Origin of the sequence: Brevundimonas sp. (assembly GCF_003248455.1) — a bacterium.
Taxonomy (GTDB): Bacteria; Pseudomonadota; Alphaproteobacteria; order Caulobacterales; family Caulobacteraceae; genus Brevundimonas.
Window position 1 is genome coordinate 19342 of record NZ_QFNM01000005.1, and the last position, 25284, is coordinate 44625.

19 protein-coding genes, 1 tRNA gene and 1 pseudogene are annotated in these 25284 nt (G+C 68.7%); 5 read left to right on the forward strand and 16 right to left on the reverse strand.

Annotated features, from left to right (window positions below; all coding sequences use genetic code 11):
• The 4 genes from astB to DI624_RS02825 form a co-directional block, all read right to left on the reverse strand.
• The gene (astB, locus tag DI624_RS02810) at positions 1-1338 is read right to left on the reverse strand and encodes an N-succinylarginine dihydrolase (RefSeq protein WP_291535883.1); all 1338 of its coding nucleotides are present in this window, start codon (positions 1336-1338) and stop codon (positions 1-3) included.
• A gap of 181 nt (positions 1339-1519) precedes the next feature.
• Positions 1520-2938 carry a succinylglutamate-semialdehyde dehydrogenase gene (astD, locus tag DI624_RS02815; RefSeq protein ID WP_291535884.1) on the reverse strand — a complete coding sequence of 473 codons (1419 nt, stop codon included), beginning with the start codon at positions 2936-2938 and terminating at the stop codon, positions 1520-1522.
• A gap of 153 nt (positions 2939-3091) precedes the next feature.
• Complete coding sequence (locus DI624_RS02820; protein ID WP_291535885.1) at positions 3092-4099, reverse strand: arginine N-succinyltransferase; 1008 nt, start codon at positions 4097-4099, stop codon at positions 3092-3094.
• A gap of 206 nt (positions 4100-4305) precedes the next feature.
• Positions 4306-5556: a hydrolase gene (locus DI624_RS02825; RefSeq protein WP_291535886.1), complete on the reverse strand. Its 1251-nt coding sequence runs from the start codon at positions 5554-5556 to the stop codon at positions 4306-4308.
• 196 nt (positions 5557-5752) lie between these two features.
• On the opposite strand from DI624_RS02825, the gene arsC reads away from it, so the two are divergent.
• Positions 5753-6097: an arsenate reductase (glutaredoxin) gene (gene arsC / locus DI624_RS02830; protein WP_291535887.1), complete on the forward strand. Its 345-nt coding sequence runs from the start codon at positions 5753-5755 to the stop codon at positions 6095-6097.
• A gap of 435 nt (positions 6098-6532) precedes the next feature.
• On the opposite strand, the gene DI624_RS02835 is transcribed toward arsC, so the two are convergent.
• From DI624_RS02835 to DI624_RS02850, 4 genes are all read right to left on the reverse strand, one after another.
• Positions 6533-10789, reverse strand: coding sequence for a translocation/assembly module TamB domain-containing protein (locus DI624_RS02835; RefSeq protein WP_291535888.1), 4257 nt, complete (start codon positions 10787-10789; stop codon positions 6533-6535).
• On the reverse strand, positions 10786-12579 hold the full coding sequence (locus DI624_RS02840) for an autotransporter assembly complex family protein (protein ID WP_291535889.1): 1794 nt from the start codon (positions 12577-12579) through the stop codon (positions 10786-10788). The genes DI624_RS02835 and DI624_RS02840 overlap by 4 nt, the downstream gene beginning before the upstream one ends.
• A 42-nt stretch (positions 12580-12621) precedes the next feature.
• A complete protein-coding gene (locus tag DI624_RS02845; RefSeq protein ID WP_291535890.1) occupies positions 12622-12888 on the reverse strand; it encodes a hypothetical protein in 267 nt (88 codons plus the stop codon).
• 73 nt (positions 12889-12961) lie between these two features.
• Positions 12962-14056 (reverse strand): CaiB/BaiF CoA-transferase family protein, encoded by a 1095-nt coding sequence (locus DI624_RS02850; RefSeq protein WP_291535891.1) that lies wholly within the window; start codon positions 14054-14056, stop codon positions 12962-12964.
• Between the two features lie 95 nt (positions 14057-14151).
• Between DI624_RS02850 and DI624_RS02855 the strand changes: the two genes are divergently transcribed.
• Positions 14152-14228, forward strand: a tRNA-Lys gene (locus DI624_RS02855).
• Positions 14229-14360: 132 nt separating this feature from the next.
• Positions 14361-14481 (forward strand): annotated as a pseudogene (locus DI624_RS02860) (transposase); the annotation flags it as partial.
• Positions 14482-14834: 353 nt separating this feature from the next.
• On the opposite strand, the gene DI624_RS02865 reads toward DI624_RS02860, so the two are convergent.
• From DI624_RS02865 to DI624_RS02900, 8 genes are all read right to left on the reverse strand, one after another.
• Entirely contained in the window at positions 14835-15203 is a 369-nt protein-coding gene (locus tag DI624_RS02865) for a hypothetical protein (RefSeq protein WP_291535892.1), read from the reverse strand.
• A gap of 243 nt (positions 15204-15446) precedes the next feature.
• Positions 15447-17591 (reverse strand): TonB-dependent receptor, encoded by a 2145-nt coding sequence (locus DI624_RS02870; protein ID WP_291535893.1) that lies wholly within the window; start codon positions 17589-17591, stop codon positions 15447-15449.
• 249 nt (positions 17592-17840) lie between these two features.
• Positions 17841-18392 (reverse strand): flavin reductase family protein, encoded by a 552-nt coding sequence (locus DI624_RS02875; RefSeq protein ID WP_291535894.1) that lies wholly within the window; start codon positions 18390-18392, stop codon positions 17841-17843.
• Complete coding sequence (gene dmpG / locus DI624_RS02880) at positions 18389-19426, reverse strand: 4-hydroxy-2-oxovalerate aldolase (protein WP_291535895.1); 1038 nt, start codon at positions 19424-19426, stop codon at positions 18389-18391. The genes DI624_RS02875 and dmpG overlap by 4 nt, the downstream gene beginning before the upstream one ends.
• Entirely contained in the window at positions 19423-20367 is a 945-nt protein-coding gene (locus DI624_RS02885) for an acetaldehyde dehydrogenase (acetylating) (protein ID WP_291536050.1), read from the reverse strand. The genes dmpG and DI624_RS02885 overlap by 4 nt, the downstream gene beginning before the upstream one ends.
• Positions 20368-20375: 8 nt before the next feature.
• Positions 20376-21152 carry a fumarylacetoacetate hydrolase family protein gene (locus DI624_RS02890; protein ID WP_291535896.1) on the reverse strand — a complete coding sequence of 259 codons (777 nt, stop codon included), beginning with the start codon at positions 21150-21152 and terminating at the stop codon, positions 20376-20378.
• Positions 21145-21957, reverse strand: coding sequence for an alpha/beta fold hydrolase (locus tag DI624_RS02895; RefSeq protein WP_291535897.1), 813 nt, complete (start codon positions 21955-21957; stop codon positions 21145-21147). The genes DI624_RS02890 and DI624_RS02895 overlap by 8 nt, the downstream gene beginning before the upstream one ends.
• Positions 21958-21968: 11 nt before the next feature.
• Complete coding sequence (locus DI624_RS02900; RefSeq protein ID WP_291535898.1) at positions 21969-23183, reverse strand: hypothetical protein; 1215 nt, start codon at positions 23181-23183, stop codon at positions 21969-21971.
• 188 nt (positions 23184-23371) lie between these two features.
• Here DI624_RS02900 and DI624_RS02905 point away from each other — a divergent pair, with 188 nt between their 5' ends.
• Together DI624_RS02905 and DI624_RS02910 are read left to right on the forward strand one after the other, a co-directional pair.
• The gene (locus DI624_RS02905) at positions 23372-24232 is read left to right on the forward strand and encodes an SDR family NAD(P)-dependent oxidoreductase (RefSeq protein WP_291535899.1); all 861 of its coding nucleotides are present in this window, start codon (positions 23372-23374) and stop codon (positions 24230-24232) included.
• Between the two features lie 58 nt (positions 24233-24290).
• Positions 24291-25181: a VOC family protein gene (locus DI624_RS02910; RefSeq protein ID WP_291535900.1), complete on the forward strand. Its 891-nt coding sequence runs from the start codon at positions 24291-24293 to the stop codon at positions 25179-25181.
• The last annotated feature ends 103 nt before the right edge of the window (positions 25182-25284 follow it).

A 25284-nucleotide genomic window follows, 5' to 3' on the forward strand; every position in this document is an offset into this window, starting at 1 on the left:
CTAGGCTCTCTGGAAGGGATAGAAGCCGGCGCCCAGCTTCAGGATGGTCGTCAGTTCGTCCAGCGCGCCCCGGCTCTCGTCCAGCAGGGCCGGATCGGCCAGGTCGGCGGGCCGCAGTTCGTCGCGATACCAGCGGTTCGCCCAGGTCGAGAGGTCGGCGTGCAGGGCGTCGGTCAGGCGCATGGCGGGGTTGGTCGCGGCCAGTTCCGGCTCGGTCAGCACGACCCGGAGACGCAGGCAGGCGGGCCCGCCGCCGTTCCGCATCGACTGGCGCACGTCGACATAGCGGACAGCGCCGATCGGACCGTTGGAGGCGGCCAGGCCTTGCGCCACGGCATGGCTTTTCGGGTTGTCGCGGGTCTCGGTCGGGCAGATCAGGGTCAGGCGGTCCTCGCCCGGGATTCGGATCAGCATGGAATTGAACAGATAGCTGGATATGGCGTCGGCCAGCGGCAGGTCGGCGGACGAGACCTCCACGAAGATCGGGTCGAACAGCCCGTCCGCGGCGCGGCGGACGGCGTCCTGCGTTCCGGCGGCGTCCTCGAACGCCAGGTCGTGGAAGAACAGGGTCTCCAGCGCCCCGACGCAGACCACGTCGTTGTGGAACGTCCCGCCGGCGATGGCGGCCTTCGACTGCTGGGCCAGGACCACGCCGGACGCCTCATGGCGGCGGGCGACGGCCTGTGACGCTTCACGGGTCTGGCGGGCGGGGTACAGGCCGTCCCACGGCTCGAACGCCTCCCGGCCCCAGACCAGCAGGTTGACGCCCGGCGCGCCGTGGTCGGCGCACAGGCGGACGTGGTTGGCGGCGCCCTCGTCGGCCAGATGGGCGACTGACGGCAGGGCGTCGTGGACGGCGAACCGCGCCGTATCGGGGAACAAGGCGTCCAATGCGCGCTTCGTCTGCTGATGCTCCAGCGACCGGTGCAGGTTCGTGATCAGGTTGGCGGGGGTGAAATGCACCCGGCCGTCACGGGCGTCGGCGCTGGGCGTCACCGTCGCGGCGTTGGCGGCCCACATCGGCGAGGCCGAACAGGCGGCGGCGGCGAAGGCCGGAGCGTCCTTCCACGCCCGCTCCAGCACCTGGGCGTCCGATCCGGCGAACCCCAGCGTCCGCAGAAAGGGGATGTCCGGCCGCTCGTGCGGCGGCAGGACGAATTGCGGCAGGCCCAGGTCCGCCAGGGCCTTCATCTTGTCCAGGCCCTGCAACACCGCCGCGCGCGGGTTGGACGCCTCGCCCCTGTTCAGGCTGGAGGCCAGATTGCCCGGCGACAGGCCGGCGTAGGAGTGCGTCGGTCCGATCAGGCCGTCGGCGTTGGCTTCGACGGCGGCGGTCACTGGAATTCTCCCTCCCCGATCCGGGGAGGGTGGCTGAGCGAAGCGAAGCCGGGTGGGGAGGGCCAGGCGACGTCCCACAGACCTGTTCGGCATCCAGCAGTGCGTCCCTGCCGGGCCGCCCCCACCCCGTCGCTGCGCGACGACCCTCCCCGGAACGGGGAGGGAGAGGCATGGTGGGCCGTCACGACCGCAGCCCCTTGATCTCGCCTTCGATGTTGGCGACCGCATCGGCCTCGAAGCTGGCGACCGGATAGGCGCAGTAGTCGGCGGCGTAATAGGCGCTGGGCCGGTGGTTGCCGCTGGCCCCCAGGCCGCCGAAGGGCATGTCGCCGGCGGCGCCGGTGGTCGGGCGGTTGAAGTTGACCACGCCCGCTCGGATGCGGCGGATGAACCGGTCCCAGTGGGCGGGATCGTCGCTGACCAGACCGGCGGAGAGCCCGTAGCGGGTGGCGTTGGCGGCCTGGATCGCGGCGTCGAAGCTGGGGACGCGAGTCACAGACAGGAAGGGGGCGAACATCTCCTCGTCGGGAACGTCGACGCCGGTCACGTCGATGATGGCCGGTTTGACGAAGGCGCCGGGCAGATTGGCGACAGGGCCGGAGGCGCGAACGACCTTGGCCCCCCTGTCGATCCGGTCCTGCAGCGCCCTCAGCGCGGTCTCGGCGGCGCGGGCCGAGATCAGCGGTCCGGCATAGGGTTCGGGATCGCTGTCCCAGGGGCCGAACACCAGACGGTCGGACAGGGCGGCTATCGCTTCGACGACGGCGTCGCCCTGCGGCCCTTCCGGCACGATCAGGCGCCGCGCGCACGAGCAGCGCTGGCCGGTGGTGACGAAGGCGGACTGCACCGCGATCCCCGCCACGGCCTCGGCGTCGGCGGCGTCCCAGACGACCAGCGGATTGTTGCCGCCCAGTTCCAGCGCCAGGACGACGTGCGGATCGTCGGCGAATTTCCGCCGGAAGTGCGCCCCCGCCGCGCCCGAGCCGGTGAACATCAGGGCGTCGATGCCGGCGTCCAGCAGGGCCGCGCCCGTCTCGCGCCCGCCCTGGACCACATTGACCACGCCCCGGGGCAGGTCGGCGGCTTCGAACGCCTCGGCCATGACCTGGCCGACCAGGGGCGTTTCCTCCGAGGGCTTGAAGACGACCGTGTCGCCCGCCAGCAGGGCCGGGACGATATGGCCGTTGGGCAGGTGGCCGGGGAAGTTGAACGGCCCCAGCACCGCCGCGACCCCGTGCGGCCGGTGGCGCAGGACGGCGCGGCCGAAGGCGGTGTCGCTGGCGCGTTCGCCGGTGCGTTCGTCATAGGCCCGGATCGAGATGTCGACCTTGCCGATCATGGCGGCCGCCTCGGTCCTTGTCTCCCACAGGGGTTTGCCGGTTTCGCGGCTGATGGCCTCGGCGATCCGGGGCGCGTGGTCCTTCAGCACGGCTTGATAGCGTTTGACGGCGTCGATCCGCTCGGCGCGCGGCGCATCGGCCCAGGCGGGGAAGGCGGCGCGGCCGGCGTCCACGGCGGCCTGCACCTGGGCGGGGCCGGCGGCCTCGCCTTCCCAGTTGGTCGCTTCGGTGGCGGGGTCGAAGGATTTGAAGTGGGTCATGGCTCTATTCCAATCCGCTCATCCCCGCGAAAGCGGGGACCCAGCGCTTTGGGCGAAAGGTGCGTGAGATCAAATTCCGGCGGTCATCCGACGCACCGACGATGCGAAAGCACTGGATCCCCGCTTTCGCGGGGATGAGCGGAAAGAGAGAAATCACGATTTCACTCGGACGACGGCGCCGTTCCGCACCTTCAGCGCGGCGGCGGTTTCGGGGGTGATGCGCACGACCGGATCATGGATGTCGCACCTGGCGCGCACGGCCCGGAAGGCGGCGACGCTGTCGGTCGAGATCAGGGCCGGCAGCTCCGCCTCCACCTCCTCCGCGATCTCCGCCGTCAGAACGCGCGCATCGCGCACGGTGCGGATATTGTCCCGCCCGCACGAGACGGTCGGTCCCGCATCGAAGATGTCCACCAGACCGTTGGGGCGAAAGCCCTCGCTTTCCAGCAGCGCCATCGCCGGCACCCCTTGCGGATGCACCTTGCCGATCACGGCGCGGGCCGGTTCGGGCAGCAGTTCGACATAGATCGGGTGGCGCGGCGCCAGGTCCAGGATGAACTGCTTGTCGGTGGAGCCGGTCATCCGGTCGGCGTGGTCGAACTCCATCGGAAAGAATTTGTGCGCCACATGATCCCAGAAGGGGCAGGCGCCGTCGGGGGTGAACACCCCGCGAAGTTCGGCCAGCACGTTCTCGGCGAACAGTTCGGGCTGGGCGCCGATCAGCATGTATCGCGACTGGCTGAGCAGCCGCCCCGCGCCGCCCTTCCTGCGGTCCGCCTTCAGGAACAGCGATCCGACCTCGGTCCAGCCGGTGCATTCGTTGACCAGCACCAGGGTCTGGTGATCCAGCTTGACCCCCAGGGACGGCGACTGGACCGTGTTGTTGACCACCCGGAACGAGAAGAACGGTCGTTTCAGCCCCACCGTAGCCTTGACCGAGCCGACGCCGTCGATGTCGCCCGTGTCGCCGTCCTCCAGCATCAAGGTGTACCAGGCCTCCTGCCGCGCGACCTCGCCGCGGAAGCTGGCCTGGCTCAACTCCAGCCGATCCGACAGGGCGTCGGGGTCTTCGGGCAGGCTGGTGAAGCCCGGCCCGGACAGGATGGCCAGTTCCAGCAGGCTGTCGAGATCGGCGGGGCCGGCAGGACGCACGACAAGCATTCAGAACGCCCCTCCCATCATTGGTCTGTCGTCATCCTCCGGCGAGCGCAGCGAGACCGGGGGACCCAGCGGCGCCACAGCGTGGCGAAGGGGATGGGGCTGCGGCTGCGGTGCGTGGCAGGTTCGCGCTTTCGCGCGCCGCTGGGTCCCCCGGTCTGCGGCGCTGCGCGCCTTGCCGGAGGATGACGAAAGAACAAGGGTCGAAATCACATCGTCTCCAGACGCAAGGACTTCAGCTTGGCCGCGTCGATCTCGCCCGAGGCGATCTTGCACAGGATCAGGGCGCTCAACTGCGCGCGTTCGACGAAGCTGTCGGGCCAGGCGAACTCCTGGCCCGAATGGATGTCGCCGCCCCGGACGCCCAGGGTGTCTATGTTGGGCAGGCCGGCGGCGTGCAGATTGTTGCCTTCGCACACACCGCCCGACGGCGTCCAGGCGATGTCCTGGCCCAGCAGGGCGCCGGCCGCCTTCACCGCTTCGAACAGGGCGGTCTGGGCCGCGTCCATCGGCTTGGGCGGGCGGGTGAAGCCGCCGTGCAGGTCCAGCGTCAGCCCCTCGAACGGCGGTTCGGCCGCGATCTGGCGCACCGCCGCGTCGATCCAGTCGGCGGCCGCCTTGTCCGGCACGCGCACATTGAAGCGCACCACGGCCTTGTCGGCCACCACGTTCAGGGCGCCGCCGCCCGAAATCTTGGCGACGTTGACCGTGACGCCCGCGTGGCGACCGTTCAGCCCGTGCAGGGCGGCGGCGAGGATGGCCGCGCCGGCCACCGCATTGCGCCCCTCGTCGAAAGCCCGCCCGGCGTGGGCCGCGCGACCCGCCACGATCAGATGATAGTTGCCGCTGCCCTTGCGCGCGCCCGCCAAGGTCCCGTCCGCCAGCGCCGGCTCATAGGTCAGGCCCACATGACCGCGCGCGCCCAGTTCGGCCAGCAGCGGCCCGGAGGCCGGCGAGCCGATCTCCTCGTCGGGGCTGAGCAGCACGGTCCAGCCGACGCCGCCCCGATCCGGGTGGGTCTCGAACGCCTCCAGCGCGGCCAGCATCACGCTGATTCCGCCCTTCATGTCCGCCACGCCCGGCCCGTTCAGGGCGCCGTCCGCCCGCGTCGTCACGGTCTGGAACCGGCTGTCGGCGGGGAAGACCGTGTCGTAATGGCCGGTCAGCACGACCTGGAGCGGCGCACTGGGTCGCGCGGAGATCTTCAGGGCGTCGGCGTGGGCCTCGGTCCGCACCGATCCGTCGTCGGCGACGCTGGTCGAGCCATGCGTCGGGATACGCTCGACCGTGGCGGGCAGGGCCTTCGCCGTCGTTTCCAGCGCATCCAGCACGGCGTTCAAACCGACCGCGTTGCGGCTGCCGGAGTTGATGTTCGCCCAGTCGATGGTGCGCCCGACGATGGCCTCGCGTCGCCCGGCGACGTGGTCGAGGACGGCCTGGTCGGAGGTCAGAATCCGCATCGGCCGCACCCTAGACGGCCCGACGGCAAAGGTGAAGGTCGGGGTCTGTAAGTCGTCGCCGATCGCCGCTAGTGTCCGCGCGACATCACGAGGGGGCGACGATGGCGCGCGATACGATCAAGCTCTGGCTGCGGGCCGTGAAGCCGCTGAATCCCCCGCGCGGAAAGATGCTGCGCAGGCCACGGCGGAGCCAAGCGTGACGGCCGTCGTCCTGTATCACAATCCCAAATGCTCGACCTCGCGCAACGCCCTGGCCTTGCTGCGCGAGCGGGGGATTGAGCCGACCGTGGTGGAATATCTGAAGACCGGCTGGGACCGGGCCACGCTGGAACGGCTGGCGGCCAGGACCGGCGGCGGCCTGTCCGGCCTGATGCGCGACAAGGAGGCCGAGGCCAGGGCCCTGATGGACGCCGGCGCCGACGATCAGGCGCTGATGGCCGCCGCCCTGGCCCAGCCGATCCTGATCGAACGCCCCATCGTCGAGACCGACAAGGGCGCCGTCGTCGGCCGTCCGCTGGAGCGGGTGCTGGAGGTTCTCTAGGTTCAATCGACATTCGGACGATGAACGTCATTCCGGGGCGTCCGCAGGACGAACCCTGAACCCAGGAGGCGGGCGTCGGGCATTGGAGGCGTCCAATAGCGCGACTGCGGCCCTGGGTTCCGGGTTCTTCGCTCCGCTCAGCCCCGGAATGACGCGCCGAGACGCCTGTCTTCTCGAATGTCGATCGAACCTAGCCGGACCGATGGGTTGCGGCCGCCGACCCGCCTAATCCCGCACGCCAACCCCTGTCTTTTCAGCGGCTTGAAAGCCGGTATCGGCATTTACCCGCCCACGATGTCGAACGGGGTTATGATCCAGACCGGTCTTTGACATCGCCATTTCCCGCCTGGACTTGGACTCGTTGGACTCGTTGGACTGTTTTTTTCTTCTGTTGGACTCGTCGAATGACGATCATGGATCGAATGTCGATCGAACCTAGCGGTTTCGTCCGCCCCGGTTCGGACGACGGTCGCCGGCCTCGCGGCTTTCGTGGCGCCAGCGGATCGACAGGCTGGTGTCGCCCTGGCCGCCGAACTGGGAGGCGACGGCGATATTGCGCCGGGGCTGCCACTCGACCTTGACCGCCGCGCCGTTCTGGCCGCCGCCGATGACCTCCAGATAGACGTCGTCGGTGATGTAGCGTCCGCCCGCCACCGTGACCGCCGACGCTTCGCCGCCGAACGACAGCCGATCCAGGCCCGCAAGTTCGCGGAGGTTGCCGATCACGTCGAAGCCGCCGCCGCCGGCCAAGGCCGCGACCCCCGCCGCCAGCTGCGCCGCCTCGAACGCCGACAGTTGCGACGCCGACCGCCCGAACAGCACCTGCGACAGGATTTCGTCCTGCGGCAGGGCGGGCGTGGAGGTCAGGGCGATCTTCGGCTCGGCCGCCGTGCCCGTCACGTCGATGGAGGCGGTCAGGGCCGCGTCCTCGCGCGTGGCCGACAGGTTCAGGCGAATCTGCTTGGGATCGGTCGACAGGGTGACGCGGCCGGTGTCGTCGAACACGAACCGCTTGCCCGCGAACTCGTAGTCGCCGCGCACCACATTGGCTGCGCCGGTCAGCTGCGGATCGGCGATGGTGCCGCGCACCCTGGCGTTGACGTCCAGGATCACGTTCAGGCCCCGCCCGTTGACCCGCACCTTGCCGCCTGACGACCTCAGGCTGATGTCCATGCCGATCTGGGGACCGCGCGCCTTCCGCTCGGTTTCGACCGGATCGCCGCCGGGGCGGTTGATCTCGACGACGTCCATCGAGACGATGCCTGTCGAGCCGGGCAGTTCGGGTTCGATATTGGCCTCGTCGACCACGATCTGGCCGCCGAGCTGAATGTTGCCGTCGGCCCCGCGAACGATGGTGATCGGCCCCGAGGCCCGCGCCTCGGCGATGTCGTTGTCGATGACCCGGAAACGGTTCAGCGTCAGCTGGGCGTTGGAGCCCGACCCCTGGCGCAGGCCCACCCGGCCCTGGCCGGACACGGTCCCGCCGCTCGTGTCGTTGGCGGTGAAGGTCTCGATCTGAGCCGCCGTGTCGTCGAACCGGGTCCGCAGCGTCAGATCGCCCAGCACCAGGCCCACCGCCTTCTCGCGATAGCTGCCCTGGCTCAGGTCGAAGCGGCCGTTCAGGCGCGGCGCGTTCAGGCTGCCGCCGATCGTCGCCTGGCCCGCCACCTGGCCCGCCAGGCTGCGTTCGCCGCCCAGGAACAGGTCCCAGATCGGCTGGATCTGACCGTTGATCGACACCCGTCCCGACATCTCGCGCGTGCGGGCGATGGCCAGCCGCAGCGGCGCCGCCGACGCCTCGACCGGCAGAACCACGTCGGCCGAGGCCTGAACCGCGCCCTCGTCCACGGCCGTCGCCTTGATCGTCAGCCGGTCGCCGGCCAGGGTCGCGTCAACCCGGCCGTCCACGGCCAGGCCGCGCGGCGCGTCGATGCTGCGCACGTTCTGCAAGGCGATGTTGGCCGCGCCCGACAGATCGCTTCCGGCGCCGCGCATCGCCACCTGGCCGGTCACGCTGCCGCGCAGGTCCGGCGAGATGGAACCCAGGTCCACCCGTGTCAGATCGGCCTGGACCGCGACCGTGCGCGCATCCTGCCTCAGGTCGGCCAGCAGCACCCCGCCGCCGACGCCCAGATCCAGATGCGCCGTGCGATTGGCCCCGTTCAGAGTGATGGAGGCCGGGCTGCGGGTGGTGAAGGCCACCTCGCGCACCCGCCCGCCGCCGCGCAGCGTCAGGCCGTGGGTCGTATTCTGGCGCGAATAGACGCCCGTGCCGTTGAATTGCGCCGGCGTCGACCCGCCGACGTCCAGCGCCAGGGTGAAGGGCAGGTTGTTCAGCGTGCCGCGCCCGTCCAGGTCCAGGGTGCGGATGACCCAGCCCTGGCCCGCCAGCCGCACGTTTCGGCCGTTGATGTCCAGAATGGCGCTGTCCGATCCGCCCCCGTCGGTCAGGCGCACCCGGCCGTTCGCCTCGCCCGACGCCAGGAAGGCCCCGGCGCGCGCGGTGAAGGTCAGGTCGGCGCTGGAGGGGATGTTGTCCGACAGGGCGACGGCGCCCTTGGCCGTCACCCCGCCCGCATCCACGTCCAGGTCGCTGAGGCGGATGCGCTGGCCGCCCAGGAAGAAGTTGCCCGAGGCGCGGGCCGGTCCGTAGTTCGATCCGCTGACCACCGTGATCCGGCCGTCGGAGGCGTCGGCCCCCTTGCGGAAGCTCAGCGTCATGTCGGCGTCGTTCAGCGTCAGGGCGCCGGCCGTCACCCGCTGGAAGCCGGCGGTCAGGTCGACGCGCGGCTGCGACAGGGTGCCGGTCAGGGCGCCGCGTCCATTCATGTCGCCGCCGATCTCGACCGGCCCGGCCGCGAACGGTCCTCGCGCGTTCCAGTTCAGCGCCAGCCGCAGCCGTCCCGCCGTCTCGATCAGCCCCTTGGCGCCCGCGCGGCCGGCCGCGCCGGTCAGTTCGCCGCGCTCCACCTCGATGCGGCCGCCGTTCAACCGTCCCGCCAGTTGCAGACGCGGCGTCCTGCCCAGGATGCGATCCAGCTCGGCCATGCCGACGCTCAGATTGCGGCCCCGCCCGTCGAAGTTCAGGACCCAGGGCGCGCCCGCGCGCGCCGACGACGCCCGGATCGGTCCCCCGAAGGCGCCGCGCGCCTCGCGCCGGATACGCGCGGCGTCCGTCAACTGCGCCTCGCCCCTGAAGCTCATGCCGCCCAGCAGATTGCGCGAGCCCGAGCCGTTCAGCCTCAGTCCCTGGCCCTGCAGGTCGATCTTCTTCAGCAGGATGGCCCCGTCCCTCATCCGCGCCGCCTGCATCTGCACCCGCGGCGCGGCGCCCAGCAGGCCGCCGATGATGCCTTCGCCGGATCCGCCGTTGGCGCGGATGTCGCCGTTCAGATCCATCTGGCCGTTCATGACCGCGACGTTCAGCGGCCCGGCGATGCGGGTGGCGCGATAGCTGGCGACATTGGCGTTCAGCAGTGTGACCTGTCCGTCCAGCGTCCAGTTCCGCGCGTCGCCCTTGAACAGCCCGCCATAGGCCGCCGGTCCAGCCACGTCCGATCCGGCCAGCCGGCTCAAGGAAGCGGTCTGGATATCCAGCTTGATTCCGTCCGGCGCGCTGCGATCCGACATTCGGATCAGGCCCCGCGCCTCGGACTGGACGTTTTCGGAGATCAGCTTCCAGGCCACGCCCTGACTGGCCTTGTCCGGGGTGGGAACCATGGCGAAGCCGAACCGCGCCGTGCGCCCGACCCGCGTCACGAAGGGCGCCAGCAGGTCCGATCCGCTGAAGTCGGCGAAGCCCGAAACGCGCGAACCCTTTTCGCCGAAATGGCCCTGGACGATCAGAGGAACGAATCGGCCCGTCTGGACCCGGGCGTCGACCACGTCGGCGTTCACCACCGCGACGGCCGAGAAGGGCTGGTCGGGCGAATAGCCCAGGGCGCCGGCCAGGGGGCCGCCCTGAGCCTCGTTGGCGCGCAGGTTCAGTCGGGTGTCCTCCAGCTTGCCGCCGAAACTGGCCGCCAGCCGCAGATAGTCGCCGGGCCGGTTCAGGCTGTCGGCATTGATGGTGGCGCTCTTGGCGCCGCGGCGGGGCAGGCTCGCGTCGCCCGATAGGCTCCAGCGGCCATATTCTTTGGAGAAGCCCTCCATCAGTTCGATGTCGGCGGCGAACTTGTCGATCCGCACCGAGATCGGCTGGGGGCGGGAGGGTTCGTTGGTCGGCGGCTCCAGCACAGGGCGGCGCAGCACCCGGATCGTCTCGGCCTTCAGGTCGTTGGCGTGGAAGCGGCGGCCCAGCAGCGCCCTATACGACCAGTCCAGGCTGAGGTTGTTCGCTTCCAGCCAGACGCCCTGGGCGTCGGCCAGGGTGATGCGGTCGATGCTGAAGTCGCTCAGCAAGTCGCCCTTCAGCCCATAGACCTTCAGCCGGCCGTAGCGGCTGATCTTCAAGTCCTGGATTCTCTCCAGCACCATCTGCCGTCCGCCGTCCGAGGCGATGTAGAATCGACCCGCCACGAGGGCCGCCGCGGCCAGCACCAGCAAGCCCGCGACCACCGCCCCGGCGATCAGGGCGACGCGCTGGGCCAGGCCGCGCCGCCGCGACCGCTTGGCCGGGGTCGCGGATGTCGTCTCTTGCGACGCGACCTGGGGCTTGTGTTCGGCCTCGCGCTCGGGCGGTGTCTCGGTCAAAACGCCTGCCCGATGCTGATGTAGATCTGGAAGTCGGAATCGCCTTCGCGCTTGTTCAGAGGCAGGGCGACGTCGGCGCGGATCGGTCCGAACGGCAGCATGTAGCGCACCCCCACGCCCGCGCCGTAGCGCATGTTGGAAAAGTTCGGCGTCTCCTGGAAGCCGATGGACCCGGCGTCCACGAAGGCGACGGCCTGGAAGCTCTGGCCGATCGACTGGCGCGCCTCCAGCGAGGTCTCGAACAACGACAGCCCCCCGCGCGGCGTGCCGTCGGGCAGTTGGGGGTTCACGCCCTGATAGGAGTATCCCCGCACCGATCCGCCGCCGCCGGAATAGAACAGGCGATCGGACGGCACGTTCAGCTCGCTGCCGCCGACGATGGAGCCGATCCGAACCCGCCCGGCCAGAATGGTCCGCTCGCCCCCCACCGGCATATAGGCGGTGGCCTGGGTCTCGGTGCGCAGGAACAGGATGTTGCTCTCGCCCGTCACCGCGGTCGGCTGAACCGCCAGATTCACGCGCCAGCCCTTGGTCGGGTTCAGCGGGTCGTTCGACTGGTCGATGTAGGCGCTGGTCCGCGCGGTGATGATCGCCAGGTCGCGGTCGAACGTCACCCGCTGCGGCGGAAGGGTGGTGTAGTCGTAGCGCGTCTCGCTGTAGCGCCCCGCGTCCAGCCCGATCCCATAGTTGAAATAGGAGGTCTTGCCGATCCGCTGCTGCAGGTCGGCGTACAGCACCAGGGCCGTGCGCAGATAGGCGTCGGTGTCCTCGTTGACCACGGCGGCGCCCAGCTTCAGCGTCCGGCCGGGCTTGCGCCAGTGGGGCAGGGACAGGTCGGCGCCGATCCGGCTGTCGATATCGGCCACGCGCGCTTCCAGCCTCAACGTGTCGGCGCGGCCGAAGCGGTTGTAGCGGGTCTGGATCAGATCGACGCCCACGCCCTCGGCGGTCGACCAGGTGGCGCCGGCCTCCAGCACGCGGCGCGGCCGATCCTGCAGGCTGACGATCACGGGTCTCAGGCCTTCGGGCGTGGTCTGGTCCACCGGCGACAGGGACACGCCGACGCCGTCGTAGACGCCCGTGTCCAGAAGCCGCCGCTCCAGTTCCGCGACCTGATCGGGGTCGTAGCGGTCGCCTTCCCCCCAGGGCGCGAGACCGGCGACCCATCCGGGATTGGTCCGCCCCCGACCCAGCACCCGCACCCCGTTCAGCCGCACCAGGGCACCCGAATCGATCCGGTATTCCGGCGCGACGGTATAGGCGGCGTGGTCCACCACCACCCGGCGCGGATCGGCCGTGGCGTCGGCGTAGCCGTCGCGCACCAGGGCCGCGACCAACCGCCCTTCGCCCGCGATCACATCGACGGCGCGGCCGGGATCGCCGGCCTTCAGCCCGATGGCCTCGCGCCCCTTCCGTTGCGTCTCCGCCTCGGGCGCGGGGTCTGTCCAGGCCACCGTCGGATCGGTCAGCAGAAAGCGCCGGCCCGGCTGGACCGCGACGATGGCGACGGGGCTGTCGTCCCCTTCGACCAGATCCTCAACCGTGGGCTGGTAATAGCCTTCGGAACGCAACAGGGCGGTGGCGGCGGCGACCGCCCCTTCGGCGCGACGGCGCGCCTCGAACCGGCTTTCGGGCGCATCGTCCACCTCGCCCACGGCCCGTTCCAGCGCGCGGCGCAGTTCGGCGTCCATCTCCCCGCGGATCTGGGCGCGGGGATCGGCGGCGGCCACATGCGCGCAGCCCGAAAAGGCCGCGAGCGCCGCGACCAGCAGGGAAGGCCTGAACGTCAAACTCGATCTTTCGTCAAAGCACGGCGCCTGGAGACCCGGTTCTCAATAGAACAGGGTCTCGCTTTCGGGTTGGACGGACTGCTCCGACGAGCGTTCTTCGGGCGGCAGGGTGTCGGTCGGCGGCGTGGGGGCGGGGTCACGCACTTCGGGCGCGGGGGCGGGGGGCTGCTCCTCGACCGGCGGCGGCGCTTCCTGCTGGATCTGGACGGGCTCGCGACCCCCGTCCGACCGCGACGGGCGGTCGTCGCACGCAGAGAGCGCGAGCGCGAGCAGGGCGGCGGCGGCCAGTAGGGTGTTGGAAGGTCTCATTGAATTCCCCGGGTCCTCGCCCTTGCAACGCTTTTCGCGCGCTCATGTTCCTTAGCGCCGAAAACCGCGCGGGTCATCCGGCCCGGCCCGACCGCGCGGCCGACCAGCGGGCGACAGCCTCGTGCAGGGGCAGGGCGGAACTATGACGCGGCGCATTCGAGGCCGCGCCAAAGCGAGGCGCGGGCCCGGGCAGACCCTGGTCGAAGACGCCCCTGGCGCGGTTGTGCGGATGATCGGGCGCTTCGGCCAGGCTGAGGACCGGCGTGACGCAGGCCTCGGTCCCCGCGAAGCGTGCGGCCCAGTCGTCGCGGTCGCGCCGGGCGAACAGATCGGCGAACCGGGCGTGCAGCGCCGGCCATCCGCCCATGTCGTACTGCGGCGCCGTCTCGGGCCGTATCTCCAGCCCGGCCAGCAGGGCGGCGTAGAATCGCGGCTCCAGCGCCGCCACGGCGACGAAACCGCCGTCGCGGCAGGTGTAGCAGCGGTAGAAGGGCGCTCCCCCGTCCAGCAGGTTGGCGCCGCGTCGATCGCTCCACATCCCCTGGCCCCGCAGCGCCTGGAACAGGCCGGCCAGCAGGGCCGCGCCGTCGGTCATGGCCGCATCCACCACCCGACCCCGCCCGGTGGTCCTGGCCTCGATCAGGGCGGCCAGGACGCCCGTCACCAGCATCATCGCTCCGCCGCCATAGTCGCCGACCAGGTTCAGCGGCGGGGCCGGCGGACGGTCCGCCTCGCCCATGGCGTGCAGCACGCCGGTCAGGCCGATGTAGTTCAGGTCGTGACCGACCGACTGCGCCAGCGGCCCCGTCTGGCCCCATCCAGTCACCCGCCCGAACACCAGGGCGGGGTTAAAGGCCTGCAAGACCTCCGGGCCCAGGCCCAGCCGTTCCATCACGCCGGGCCGAAACCCTTCGATGACCGCATCGGCGCCTTCGACCAGCGTCAGGATCGCCGCCTTGTCCGCCCGACTCTTCAGATCGACCGGCACGATATCGCGTCCGCGATGCAGCACCGCCCCGCCCACCTGGTCGAACACGGCGGGCGCGGCCGATTCGCTGCGGGTCAGTCGCAGCACCTCCGCCCCCAGGTCGGCCAGCATCATGGCGGCGAACGTCACCGGCCCCAGCCCGTCGAACTCGATGATGCGGAGACCTTGAAGCGGTTGCATCCGACATTGGTAGCAGACCCGGTCTTGACCGGAAGGCCGGATTGCAACAGAAGGCGCCCTTCGACCGTTCGGGCGCCGCCCGGACGTCGCGCGGTGCGTCCTTAGCTCAGTTGGTTAGAGCATCTGACTTTTAATCAGAGGGTCCTCGGTTCGAGCCCGAGAGGACGTACCATTTTCTTTTTGGATGTCGGGTTTCACCGAGAGTGATTCGAATTTCACTCGAGTGATTCAATCGCCGCGTTAGGCTCAGGCCCCATGGATGTGAAGCGCTCGATCTGATTCAGGCTCCCAAGGAATCTGGATTATGACTGACCTGTATTGGGCTGACCGACGAGCAGATGGCTCGACTGGAGCCCTATCTCCCTAAGAGCCACGGCAAGCCCAGGTTGGATGATCGTCGAGTGCTGAGCGGGATCATCGAAATTCGCCCGCGGGAGGAACAGTTTCACCCCCTTCTGCTGGCCCCATCCGATCGCCAGCTTCTCGGAGTCCTTTGCCCTGGTCGTCGCCAGCGCATGTGCGGCCACTGCCCCTTCGCCCAGTTCAGGGCGTCGAAAATCCGGCCCCCATCCTCGGCGAGGTCGGCAGCCGGCCCCGGAAGGCGACCACCTGGCCGCCGGGAGCGGCCTCACGTGCCGCCGGTATTTGATCGCCCGGATCGCTTGTTTCGCTTCCAGCTGGGCGGCGTGAGATACGTGCCGCGCCGCGATCCGCGCCAGGGGTCCAGACCTCGCCGGTCGCGATCGTCCAGGTCTCGGACGCAGCATCCCTGATCAGTTCACAGGCCCGGGGCGCGGCGTCGCCCGCGCGGGCCTGAACGGTCGCCGCCTGAAGCTCGATGTCGGCCGCCTTCCGATCCGTCGAAGTCGCGGTCGAGGGCGCGCATCGCGTCCCGGGTCGGGTCCGCATCCCATTCGATGCGTCCGGCCGCCGAATGGAAGGCGCCGATCAGGGCCTCTCCGATGATTGTCTGATAATCCTCCAGGGCCGTGTCGGAGATCACGTCCATCAGTTCGGTCATGAGCGCGCGCACGAGCTGGACCAGCGCATCCTCGCTCCGGTGCGGACGGGAATCGCCCAGGGACGCGGTCAGGTCGTCGAAGGCGGAGTCGGACTTCAGACGCTCCGCCAACTTGCTGACGGCCACGCGTGAAACCCACATAGGCAGGACATCATGTCGGAAATCATGCTTATTTCAGCCCATCGCACTGGGACCGCGATCTTGGAAATGATCTGAAACGTCCAGGCCAATTGGGCGAGCGTCCGGTCTGGCAGCCGGTCGCATTCACTGAGCGGCGTTTCCGACAATAAAAAGCCGCCCGGCGGAAACCGGGCGGCAGTTGCGCTGAGCGGGGAGTAAGGGGGCTCGGCGAACGGATTGATCGGACGATCAGAAATCGTACCGGATCGTCGCGAACACGCGACGCGGCGGATTGTAGTAGGCCTCGATGAAGCCGAACGATCCGAAGGCGCCAAAGCCCTCCTTGATGACCTGCTCGTCGGTCAGGTTCTGCCCGTCGATGCTGAAGGACAGTCCCGACCGCCAAGCGAACCGCAGCGAGGCGTTGACGATGGTGTTGGCCTCCGCTTCCAACTCGGGCGTGTTCTGGGCGTTGATGAACTGGCGGTCCTGGTAGGCGGCGTCGATCCGCAGGCTGGCGTCGATGTCCGAATTCACGGTCCAGTTGAACGTCGCCCCAAGGCTGGCCGAGAGCGGCGGGGCGTGACGCAGGTCCAGATCGCTGAGATCGACCGGATTACCGGCGGCGTCCTGGCTCAGATACTCGTCGTAGGAGCCGTTCAGATAGCCGACGCTGGTGTCAAAGGTCAGCCAGTCGGTCGCGACCAGCCGGCCTTCGGCCTCCAGTCCCCAGATCGTCGCCTTGCCCGCATTCTCCGTTCGCGCGATGATTCCAACCCCGCCAGGCAACGGGTATTGCACCGTAACCTGCATATTGTCGTAGGTGTTGTGGAAGGCGCTGAGATTGAGGCGCAGACGGCGATCCAGCCAGTCGGATTTCATGCCGACCTCGTAGCTGGTCAGTTCCTCCGGGTCGAAGGCTCCGACCTCGGCCGCCGAGGTCGGGCGGCCGTTGAACCCTCCGCTGCGGAATCCGCGAGAGGCGAGGGCGTAGATACTGACATCTTCGTTGATCTTGTAGTTCGCCGTCACCTTCGGCGAGAAGTTCGACCAGGATTCGTCAAGTGTGTAGGAGGCCATGCCCGGGATCAGCGGAACGCCGGCGTAGACTCGCATGGCGCTTTGGTAGAAGTCCTTGTCCTCCCAGGTGTAACGGGCGCCAATATCGACCGACAGCGCGTCGGTGAGGCGGACGGTGGCGTTGCCGAAAACAGCCACGTTCTGGGTCTTCTGGCGCATGTCGAAGTCGATATTGAAATCCAGGCCTGCGGCGTCCGCTGGCGGGAATCCCGCGTCGATAAGGCGCGGATAAAGGCCGTCGGCCGTCACCAGACGGGTCTTCTGGCTCGATCGCTCGAAAAAGCCGTAGACGCCGAGGAGGCTGGTCACCCGGCCGTCGAACAGGTCGTGGGAAAGCTGGAACTCCTGGGAGTACTGCGTGCTGCGGATGTGCTGGCGGTCCCCCGTGTAGTTGAGGACCGACGCGTCGGCGTCGCGCGCGAATTCCACATCGGAGTAGCGCACCGCCGAGATCGATTTCAGGTCTCCGCCGAACGCCGGAAGATCGATGATCAGACTCGTGTTGAGGGCGTCCGCGTTGTCGATGTTCAGTTCGGGCGTGCTTTCGGTTCGATCTATGCTGGATGGAACCGTGCAGCACGGTCCGACAAAGGTTGAAAAGAGGTCCGAAAAGAAGGTCGGTTCGAAGGCGATCATACTGTGCGCGGCGGAATTCTGTCGCTGCCGCAGACCATCCACCGTAAAGGTCGCGTCCAGGTCGCCCCTTCGCCAGCGGAGTGCGGCCCGCCCCGCGACGACGTTCTGGTCGCCCAGGGTTCCGCCGCTGTCCAGTTTCTGCCAGCCGTCGGCCACGGTCCCGAGCCCCGACACCCGGAACGACAGGTCGTCGGTGATGGCGCCGTCATAGCTGAAGCGGCCCTGGAAGGAATCGTAGCTGCCCACGCGCAGATCGACCGAGCCCGTATTGGATCCCGTCGGCCGCGCCAGCACGACATTGACCGCGCCGCCGATGGTATTCTTGCCGAACAGCGAGCCCTGGGGGCCACGAAGGACCTCGACGCGCTCGATGCCCATCAGCGACGTCAGGGCCGCGAACGGCCGGGCCTGGTAGACGCCGTCCACGAAGACCGCGACGGCCGGGTCGGAGGTGACGATGTAGTCGAACTCGCCCACCCCTCTGACGAAGGCGGACACCTGACTCGAAGTCCCCCCCGTGCCAGGCGTGAAGTTCAGATTGGGCGTGGACTGCTGGATGTCGGTGATCGAGGTGTAGCCGCGCGCTTCCAGATTTTCGGCGCTGAAGGCGGTGACGGCGATCGGAACGTCCTGGAGGTTCTCCTCGCGACGGCGGGCGGTGACGACGATGTCGTCCACGACGGTTGTCTCTTGTTGCTGCGTAGGCCCGGTGGTCGGTTCCTGCGCATATGACGGCAATGCATAGAGAAGAGCGCAGAAGGATGTCGTCGCAAGCCAGGCAGCCTGCTTTGCTGGTCGATTCATGGTGTTACCCTCCCCGATCTGTTTTTGTGGCGATCGTGTGCCCAAGGAGTAACCCGGATCGTGACGCAAAACAATATCGATGGTTCTTCGATATACGTTTTGCGTGGAAAAATAGAAGAATTCTTACGCAAAACGCCGCGATGAGGCTTGGGAAAGGTCTGCCAGCCCGTTGTAGCCACCGTCGGCGTAAAGCAGAGGATCGACCACGTCCCCCGAGATCGCCTCCACGACCCGGCCGACGAAGATCGTATGGGTTCCGTAGTCGAACCGGCCGTCCTGGCGGCACAGCAGCGTCGCCTGGGCCCCCTCCAGCACGGGCGCCCCGCCATCGTCCCGCCACTGACCCAGGGTGAAGCGTTCGTCGCCCTTCATGTAACCGCCGCAGGCGCGGGCGATGTCTTCGTGCGAGCGGCCGAGCAGATTGATCGCGAAGTCGGCGCCGGCGGCCAGCGGGGGATGGATGGCCGTCGTGCGATTGATGCAGACGAGCACGGCGGGCGGATCCAGACTTAGGGCGTCCACGGCCGTTACCGACATCGCGAAACGCCGCCCGTCATGACGGCTGGTGACCACGGCCACCGACCCAGCCAACCGGCGAAGCGCCGCGCGCGTCGCCTCTGCGACGGCCGCCGGCTCGACCACGCCGATCTCCGGTCGGTCGTTGGGCATCGTCATGACGCCGGGCGGGCCCGGACCATGTCCAGGGCGACATCCAGGATCATGTCCTCCTGGCCGCCGACCATGCGTCGCCGGCCAAGTTCGACCAGGATGGCGCGGGTGTCCAGGCCATGGTCGGCCGCCGCCTTTTCCGCATGGCGCAGGAAGCTGGAGTAGACGCCCGCATAGCCCAGGCTCAGGGTTTCGCGGTCCACCCGCACCGGGCGATCCTGCAGCGGGCGAACCAGATCCTCGGCGGCGTCCATCAGTTTCATCACGTCGCAGCCGTGCCGCCAACCCTTGCGGTCGGCTGCGGCGGCGAAGACTTCCAGCGGGGCGTTCCCGGCGCCGGCGCCCATGCCCGCCAGGCTGGCGTCGATGCGGACCGCCCCGCACTGGGCCGCAACGATGGAGTTGGCGACCCCCAGCGACAGATTGTGGTGGGCGTGCATCCCGCGCTGGGTCTCGGGCTTGAGCACCCGGTCATAGGCTTCGAAACGGGCGCGGACGCCGTCCATGTCCAGGGCGCCGCCGCTGTCGGTCACATAGACGCAGTGGGCGCCATAGCCCTCCATCAGCAGGGCCTGGGCGGCCAGCGCCTCGGGCTCGATCATGTGGCTCATCATCAGGAAGCCGGCGACGTCCATGCCCAGGTCGCGGGCGAAGCCGATATGCTGGCGCGACACGTCCGCCTCGGTGCAGTGGGTGGCGACCCGGACCGAGCGGACGCCCAGGTCATAGGCGCGCTTCAGGTCCTCGACGGTGCCGACGCCTGGCAGGATCAGGGTGGTCAGGACAGACCGTGTCAGCACCTCGGCGCAGGCTTCCAGCCAAGCCCAGTCGGTGTGGGCGCCGAATCCGTAGTTGAAGCTGGCGCCCGACAGCCCGTCCCCGTGCGCCACCTCGATGGCGGCGACGCCGGCCTCGTCCAGCGCGCGGGCGATGACCCGGACCTCGTCCAGGCTGTATTTGTGACGGATGGCGTGCATGCCGTCGCGCAGCGTGACGTCCTGGATGTAGAGGGCGTCGACGGCGGGGTCGAAGGCGCTCATGCCGCCGCCCTCCCGGCCTGGAGGCGGGCCGCCATCAGGTCGCCCGTCGCCTTGGCGGCGGCGGTCATGATATCCAGGTTGCCGGCATAGGGCGGAAGATAGTCTCCAGCGCCTTCGACCTCGAGGTAGACGGACGTCTTCAGGCCAGCGAAGTCGCCCAGGCCAGGAATGTGGACCGGGTCGTTGTCGCCGAAACGCTCGAACTGGACCTCCTGCTTGAGGCGGTAGCCGGGGACATAGGCCTGGACCTTGCGGACCATGGCCTCGATCGAGGCGCGCACGGCGTCTTCGTCCGCGCCGGAAGACAGGGTGAAGACGGTGTCGCGCATGATCATCGGCGGCTCGGCGGGATTGAGGATGATGATGGCCTTGCCGCGCCCGGCCCCGCCGACCGTTTCGATCGCGCGCGCCGTCGTCCTCGTGAACTCGTCGATATTGGCTCTTGTGCCCGGCCCCGCCGAGCGCGACGACACCGAGGCCACGATCTCGGCATAGTGGACGGTGGCGACCTGGCTGACGGCGGCGACCATGGGGATCGTCGCCTGGCCGCCGCAGGTGACCATGTTGACGTTGGCTTCGCCCAGATGAGCCGTCCCATTGACCGAGGGGATGGTGAAGGGGCCGATCGCGGCCGGGGTCAGGTCGACGATCAGCTTGCCGTCGGCGCGCAAGGCCTTGTCGTGATCGCGATGGGCGTAGGCGGAGGTCGCGTCGAAGACGATTCCGATGTCGGCATAGCCCTCCCAGGCCCGCAGGCCCTCGAGGCCCTCGTGAGTGGTCCAGACGCCGTGACTGCGGGCGAGCGCCAGGCCGTCGCTCTGTGGGTCCACGCCGACCACCGCAGCCAGCGTCATCGCCTCCGGACGCCGGATCATCTTCATCATCAGGTCCGAGCCGATATTGCCCGATCCGATGATGGCCGCCTTGACCGAGTTCATGATCGTTCTCCTCAGATGAAGCGCACGGAACACGCGCCGACGCCGTCCAGCGTCATGTCGAACCGGTCCCCGGCCCGGGCCGGCTCGAGCGGCACCAGACTGCCCGACAGGATGATGTCGCCGGCCTTCAGCCCGACGCCGTATCGGCCCAGCGTGTTGGCGAGCCAGGCGACAGACGCGAGCGGCGAGCCCTGGACGGCCGATCCCAGCCCCTCCGACAGGAAGCCGCCATTCTTGCGAACCGTCACCCGCAGGGCCGCAAGGTCATAGGCCGCCGGGTCCGCACGGGCGGCGCCGACCACGAAGACGCCGCAGGAGGCGTTGTCGGCCACGGTGTCGACGATTCCGATCCGCCAATCGGCGATGCGGCTGTCGACGATCTCGAAACAGGGCGCGATCCGGTCGCTCGCGGCCAGCACTGCCGCCTCGGTGACGCCGGGTCCCTCCAGATCGTCCTTCAGGCAGAAGGCGATTTCGGCCTCGGCCCGGGGCGAAATCAGCCCGTGCGCCGCCATGTCGATCACGCCGTCTTCGACCAGCATGACGTCGGTCAGGAAGCCGAAATCGGGCTGATCGACCCCGAGCATGTCCTGGACCACTTTTGAGGTCACGCCGATCTTCTTGCCGATCAGCCGTTCGCCGTCGGCGAGGCGTCGTTCGAGGACGGCCAGGGAGATGGCGTAGGCGTCGTCGATCGTCAGCGAGGGGTCCGTCTCGCTCGGCGGGGCGATGGTCGTCCCATCCCTGAGCGCGCGATAGAGCGACCCGGCCCAGTCGCGGTCAGCCATTGAGGAACTCCAGCGTCATGAAGTTGAAGGCCGCCGTCCGCTCCACCTGAACCCAGTGGCCCGTGCGCGTGAAGGTGACGAAGCGTGCATCGGCGCAGGGCTCGAAGTGGCGGACGCCGGACGCGGGGCAGAAGGCGTCCTCGGCGCCCCAGAAGCCGAGGATGGGGACCGCGATATCCGAAAGGCGGGCCGCCAGATTCGGCGTCCGCATCCGCGCCAGCACCGCCTTGGGCTGGGTGCGCGCCACCGCATAGCGTTCGGCGACGAGCGCGTCCGAAACCACGGACGGATCGAACACCAGGCGGGAGACCAGGGTGCGCTGGTCGTCGAGCGAAAACTCGGCGCTGGTGAAATCGACCACCATTCGGCTGATGCCCGGCATGGCGAAATAGACCTCGCGCTCCTCGATGCAGCCCGGCGCCATCAGCACCAGTCGGTGCACGAATTCGGGATGATCGAGGGCGATCTGCAGGGCGATGCCGCCGCCCAGGGAATTTCCCACCAGCACGGCGCGTTCCACGCCGACGGCGCGCAAAGCCTCGTACAGCGTGTCGCTGAAGAGTTGCAGGGTATAGTCGATGTCGTCGGGCTTAGAGGATCCGCCATAGCCGATCAGGTCCGGCGCCAGGACTCGGAAGCCGGCGTCGACGAAGGCGCCGATATTGCCCCGGAAGTTGGAAACGCCGGAGGCTCCGGGGCCGCTGCCGTGGATGAAGACGACGGCGGGACCGTCGCCCGCCTCGGCGACGACGATCTCGTGGCCCCCGGCGACGGGGATGCGGCGGGAGGTCAGGGCGAGAGACATGACGAGGCGCCTTAGAGGAAGGGGAAGGCCGGCGGCTCGCCGGACAGCAGGCCATTGGCCAGGTCCGGCGCCATGTTGTTCGGGTCGTTGGCGACGTGGGCGCGGGCCGCGTTCAGGTCGAGCCAGGGCTGCACGATCGGGCTGGACATATAGACCGCCCGCCCGCCGAGCAGGGGCATGAGCCGGTCGACCAGCGCCGCGCAGCGTCGCACCACGCTGGACGACTGATATCGATAGAGGGCGCGGGTCTGGAGGGGGATGGTCTCGCCGCGTTCGGCCAGGTCCATCAGGGTGTCGAAACTGTTGCGCAATACGACCCTCATCTCCGCGATCTGCGCATGGGCGTCGGCGATCGCGGCCAGGACGTTAGGGTCCGACTTCGAGGCCTTTCCGGTATTGGTCGAGACGCGGGAACGGGTGATTTCCAGCGCCCCTTCGACGGCGGCGGTCGCCCCGCCCAGGGCGGCGGTGGACACCAGGCGCAGGAAGACCTGGGCCCAGGGCAGGCGATACAGGGCACCGTCGTTCTCGACCTGGCCCGGATTCTGGCACAGGAAGCCGTCGATGCTGCGGTGCGTGCGGTGCTCGGGCACGAAGGCGCCGTCCACCACGACGTCCTGGCTGCCGGTGCCCTGGAGGCCGAAGACGTGCCAGGCGTCGGCGATCTCGTAGTCGGTGCGCGGCACCAGGAAGGTGCGCATGTCCGGCGGCCCTCCGGCCTCCAGCGGCGGGATCATCGCCCCCAGCAGGACCCAGTCGCAGTGGTCCGAACCGCTGGAAAAGCCCCAGCGGCCCGAGAGGCGGAAGCCTCCATCGACGCGCTCGACCTTTCCGACCGGCTGGTAGGACGAGGACACCAGCACCGTGTCGTCCCGACCCCAGACATCCTGCTGCGCCTGGTCGGGGAACAGGGCCAGTTCATAGGGGTGCCCCCCCACCACGCCGAACACCCAGCCCGTCGACATGCAGGCCTGGGCAAGGATCTGCTGCACCTCGAAGAAGACGTTCGGATGCATCTCATAGCCGCCCCAACGGCGGGGCTGGAGAATCCGGAACAGCCCTGCCGCATGCAGGTCCGCGATGGTGTCGGCCGGAATTCGGCGCCCGGCGACAGCCTCGGCCGCACGAGCGCGCAGGGCGGGAGCCAGCGCATGGGCGCGAGCGATCAGAACCTCTGCAGACGGCGCGTCGCCGGCTTTCGTCGCCAGGGCGGCAAGGTTGGACATTCGACTTCCTCCAGCGGGCGTCCGTTAAACGGCGCATCATTTTTCGCAGTCATATAGTGATCCGTGCTACGCATTCCGTCAAACTATTTTCATATCTTTGCGTATCGCGTATAGAAGGCGGGCTGGCCGCATCGGCCGCAAGCGTCAAATAACGATCGCGCTCACACGGCGCGGCATGGAGGACGATCATGGCGGATGGCGAACAGGTAGCCCTTGTGACAGGGGCCAGTCGGGGTGCGGGAGCCGGGATCGCCCGTGCGCTGGGCGCGGCGAAGTACACCGTCTATCTCACCGGCCGTTCCGTGGTGGAGGGGGACGCACCGCTTCCCGGCACGATCAGCGCCACGGCCGCCGCCGTCACCGACGCCGGAGGGCAAGGGATCGCCTGCGCCGTCGATCATCGGGACGACGCGGCCGTCGCCGGGCTTCTGGAGCGCATCCGGGCGGAAACCGGGCGGCTCGACATCCTCGTCAACAATGCGACGACCATCGACGACACCCTGGTCGATCCGGGCCCCTTCTGGGAGAAGCCCCTGAGCCAGGTGGACATTCTCGATGTCGGGCTGCGGTCGGCCTATGTCGCCAGCTACTATGCGGCGCCGCTGATGGCGGCCACGGGCGGCGGGCTGATCGCCTTCACCTCCTCCTTCGGTTCGGCCTGCTATATGCACGGGCCGGCCTATGGGGCGCAGAAGGCCGGCCTCGACAAGTTCGCGGCCGACATGGCGGTCGATCTGCGGGACAGCGACGTCGCCGCCGTCTCCATCTGGATGGGGCCTCTCGTCACCGAGCGGACGGCCTGGTCGGCCAAGCGGCGCCCCGGCCAGTATGACGAGATGATGACGGTCGCGGAGACCCCGGAGTTCACCGGCCAATTGATCGCAGCCATCCATGCGGACGTTGAGCGGATGGCCCTGTCCGGCCGCACCCTGATCGGCGCGGAGCAGGCCAGGATCTACGGTCTGACCGACACGGGCGGCCGCGAACCCCCGTCCTACCGCGAGATGCTGGGCGAGCCCCGCATTCCCCACCCCGCCATCGTGCGCTGAACCCACCTTTCCCGTCGCGTCCGGCGACCGCCGCGGCGCTTAGATCGAAGGAGTTTCAATGACCATCCAATCTCTTGCCTATATCGTCCTGGAGACGACCGACCTCGACGCCTGGCGCCGCTTCGGCTGCGAGATCGTCGGCATGGCTGAGGCCGAAGACAGCGGAGACGACGCCCTGCTGCTGCGCATGGATGGGCGTCCCTTCCGCGTCCGGGTCGAAAAGGGCGCCCAGGATCGCTTCCTCGTCGCGGGCTGGCAGTGCGCGACCCGCGCCGCCTTCGCCGCTGCCCGCACCGCCGTCGAGGCCGCCGGCGTCGCGACGGAATCCGCATCGACGGCGGAAGCGCGGGCGCGGTCGTTCCAGGCCATGTTCCGGTGCACGGATCCGGCCGGCAATCGTCTGGAGATCGGTTGGGGCCACACGCTAGACTATCGGCCCTTCATCTCTCCGGTCGGCGTCGCCGGTTTCGTGACGGGGGAAATGGGACTGGGCCATGTCGTCCTGCCCGCCCAGAACCTGGCCGCGGCCTATGACTTCTACACCCAGGTCCTGGGCTTTGGCGACAGCGACGAGGCGCGGTTCTTCATGCAAGGCTGGCCCGACGATCCCGGCCTGGGCTTCCATTTCCTCCACTGCGACAATCCCCGGCACCACAGCCTCGCCCTGGGCGAAATCCCGGTTCCGAGCGGGCTGGTCCACTTCATGGTGGAGGTGGCGACGTTGGACGATGTCGGACGGGGCTACGACCGCGCCCTCAACGCCGGGGTCCACATTTCGGCGACCCTCGGCAAGCACTCGAACGACGAGATGGTGTCCTTCTACATGCGCACCCCGGCCGGTTGCGACCTGGAGTACGGCACGGGCGGGCTGCGTCCGGACTGGTCCTCCTTCACCCCGACCTTCAGCCTCAAGGAGAGCCTGTGGGGCCACAAGTGGGACCGCGGCTAGACCATATCTCCCAGCCGCGTCGCGACAAGACGCCGACCTTCGGACTCGCGCCGACGTTGACTTGCCTTTCGGGCTAGGCGCATTCACGGCGTGCGTGACCGTG

Excerpts from the sequence above, each read along its gene's own strand:
- dmpG (WP_291535895.1), bottom strand. The coding sequence starts at position 19,426 with ATGAGCGCCTTCGACCCCGCCGTCGACGCCCTCTACATCCAGGACGTC.
- DI624_RS02820 (WP_291535885.1), bottom strand. The coding sequence starts at position 4,099 with ATGCTTGTCGTGCGTCCTGCCGGCCCCGCCGATCTCGACAGCCTGCTG.
- DI624_RS02910 (WP_291535900.1), top strand. The coding sequence starts at position 24,291 with ATGACCATCCAATCTCTTGCCTATATCGTCCTGGAGACGACCGACCTC.
- DI624_RS02850 (WP_291535891.1), bottom strand. The coding sequence starts at position 14,056 with ATGCAACCGCTTCAAGGTCTCCGCATCATCGAGTTCGACGGGCTGGGG.
- DI624_RS02890 (WP_291535896.1), bottom strand. The coding sequence starts at position 21,152 with ATGGCTGACCGCGACTGGGCCGGGTCGCTCTATCGCGCGCTCAGGGAT.
- DI624_RS02905 (WP_291535899.1), top strand. The coding sequence starts at position 23,372 with ATGGCGGATGGCGAACAGGTAGCCCTTGTGACAGGGGCCAGTCGGGGT.
- DI624_RS02825 (WP_291535886.1), bottom strand. The coding sequence starts at position 5,556 with ATGCGGATTCTGACCTCCGACCAGGCCGTCCTCGACCACGTCGCCGGG.
- DI624_RS02895 (WP_291535897.1), bottom strand. The coding sequence starts at position 21,957 with ATGTCTCTCGCCCTGACCTCCCGCCGCATCCCCGTCGCCGGGGGCCAC.
- astD (WP_291535884.1), bottom strand. The coding sequence starts at position 2,938 with ATGACCCACTTCAAATCCTTCGACCCCGCCACCGAAGCGACCAACTGG.
- DI624_RS02875 (WP_291535894.1), bottom strand. The coding sequence starts at position 18,392 with ATGACGATGCCCAACGACCGACCGGAGATCGGCGTGGTCGAGCCGGCG.
- DI624_RS02845 (WP_291535890.1), bottom strand. The coding sequence starts at position 12,888 with ATGAGACCTTCCAACACCCTACTGGCCGCCGCCGCCCTGCTCGCGCTC.
- DI624_RS02900 (WP_291535898.1), bottom strand. The coding sequence starts at position 23,183 with ATGTCCAACCTTGCCGCCCTGGCGACGAAAGCCGGCGACGCGCCGTCT.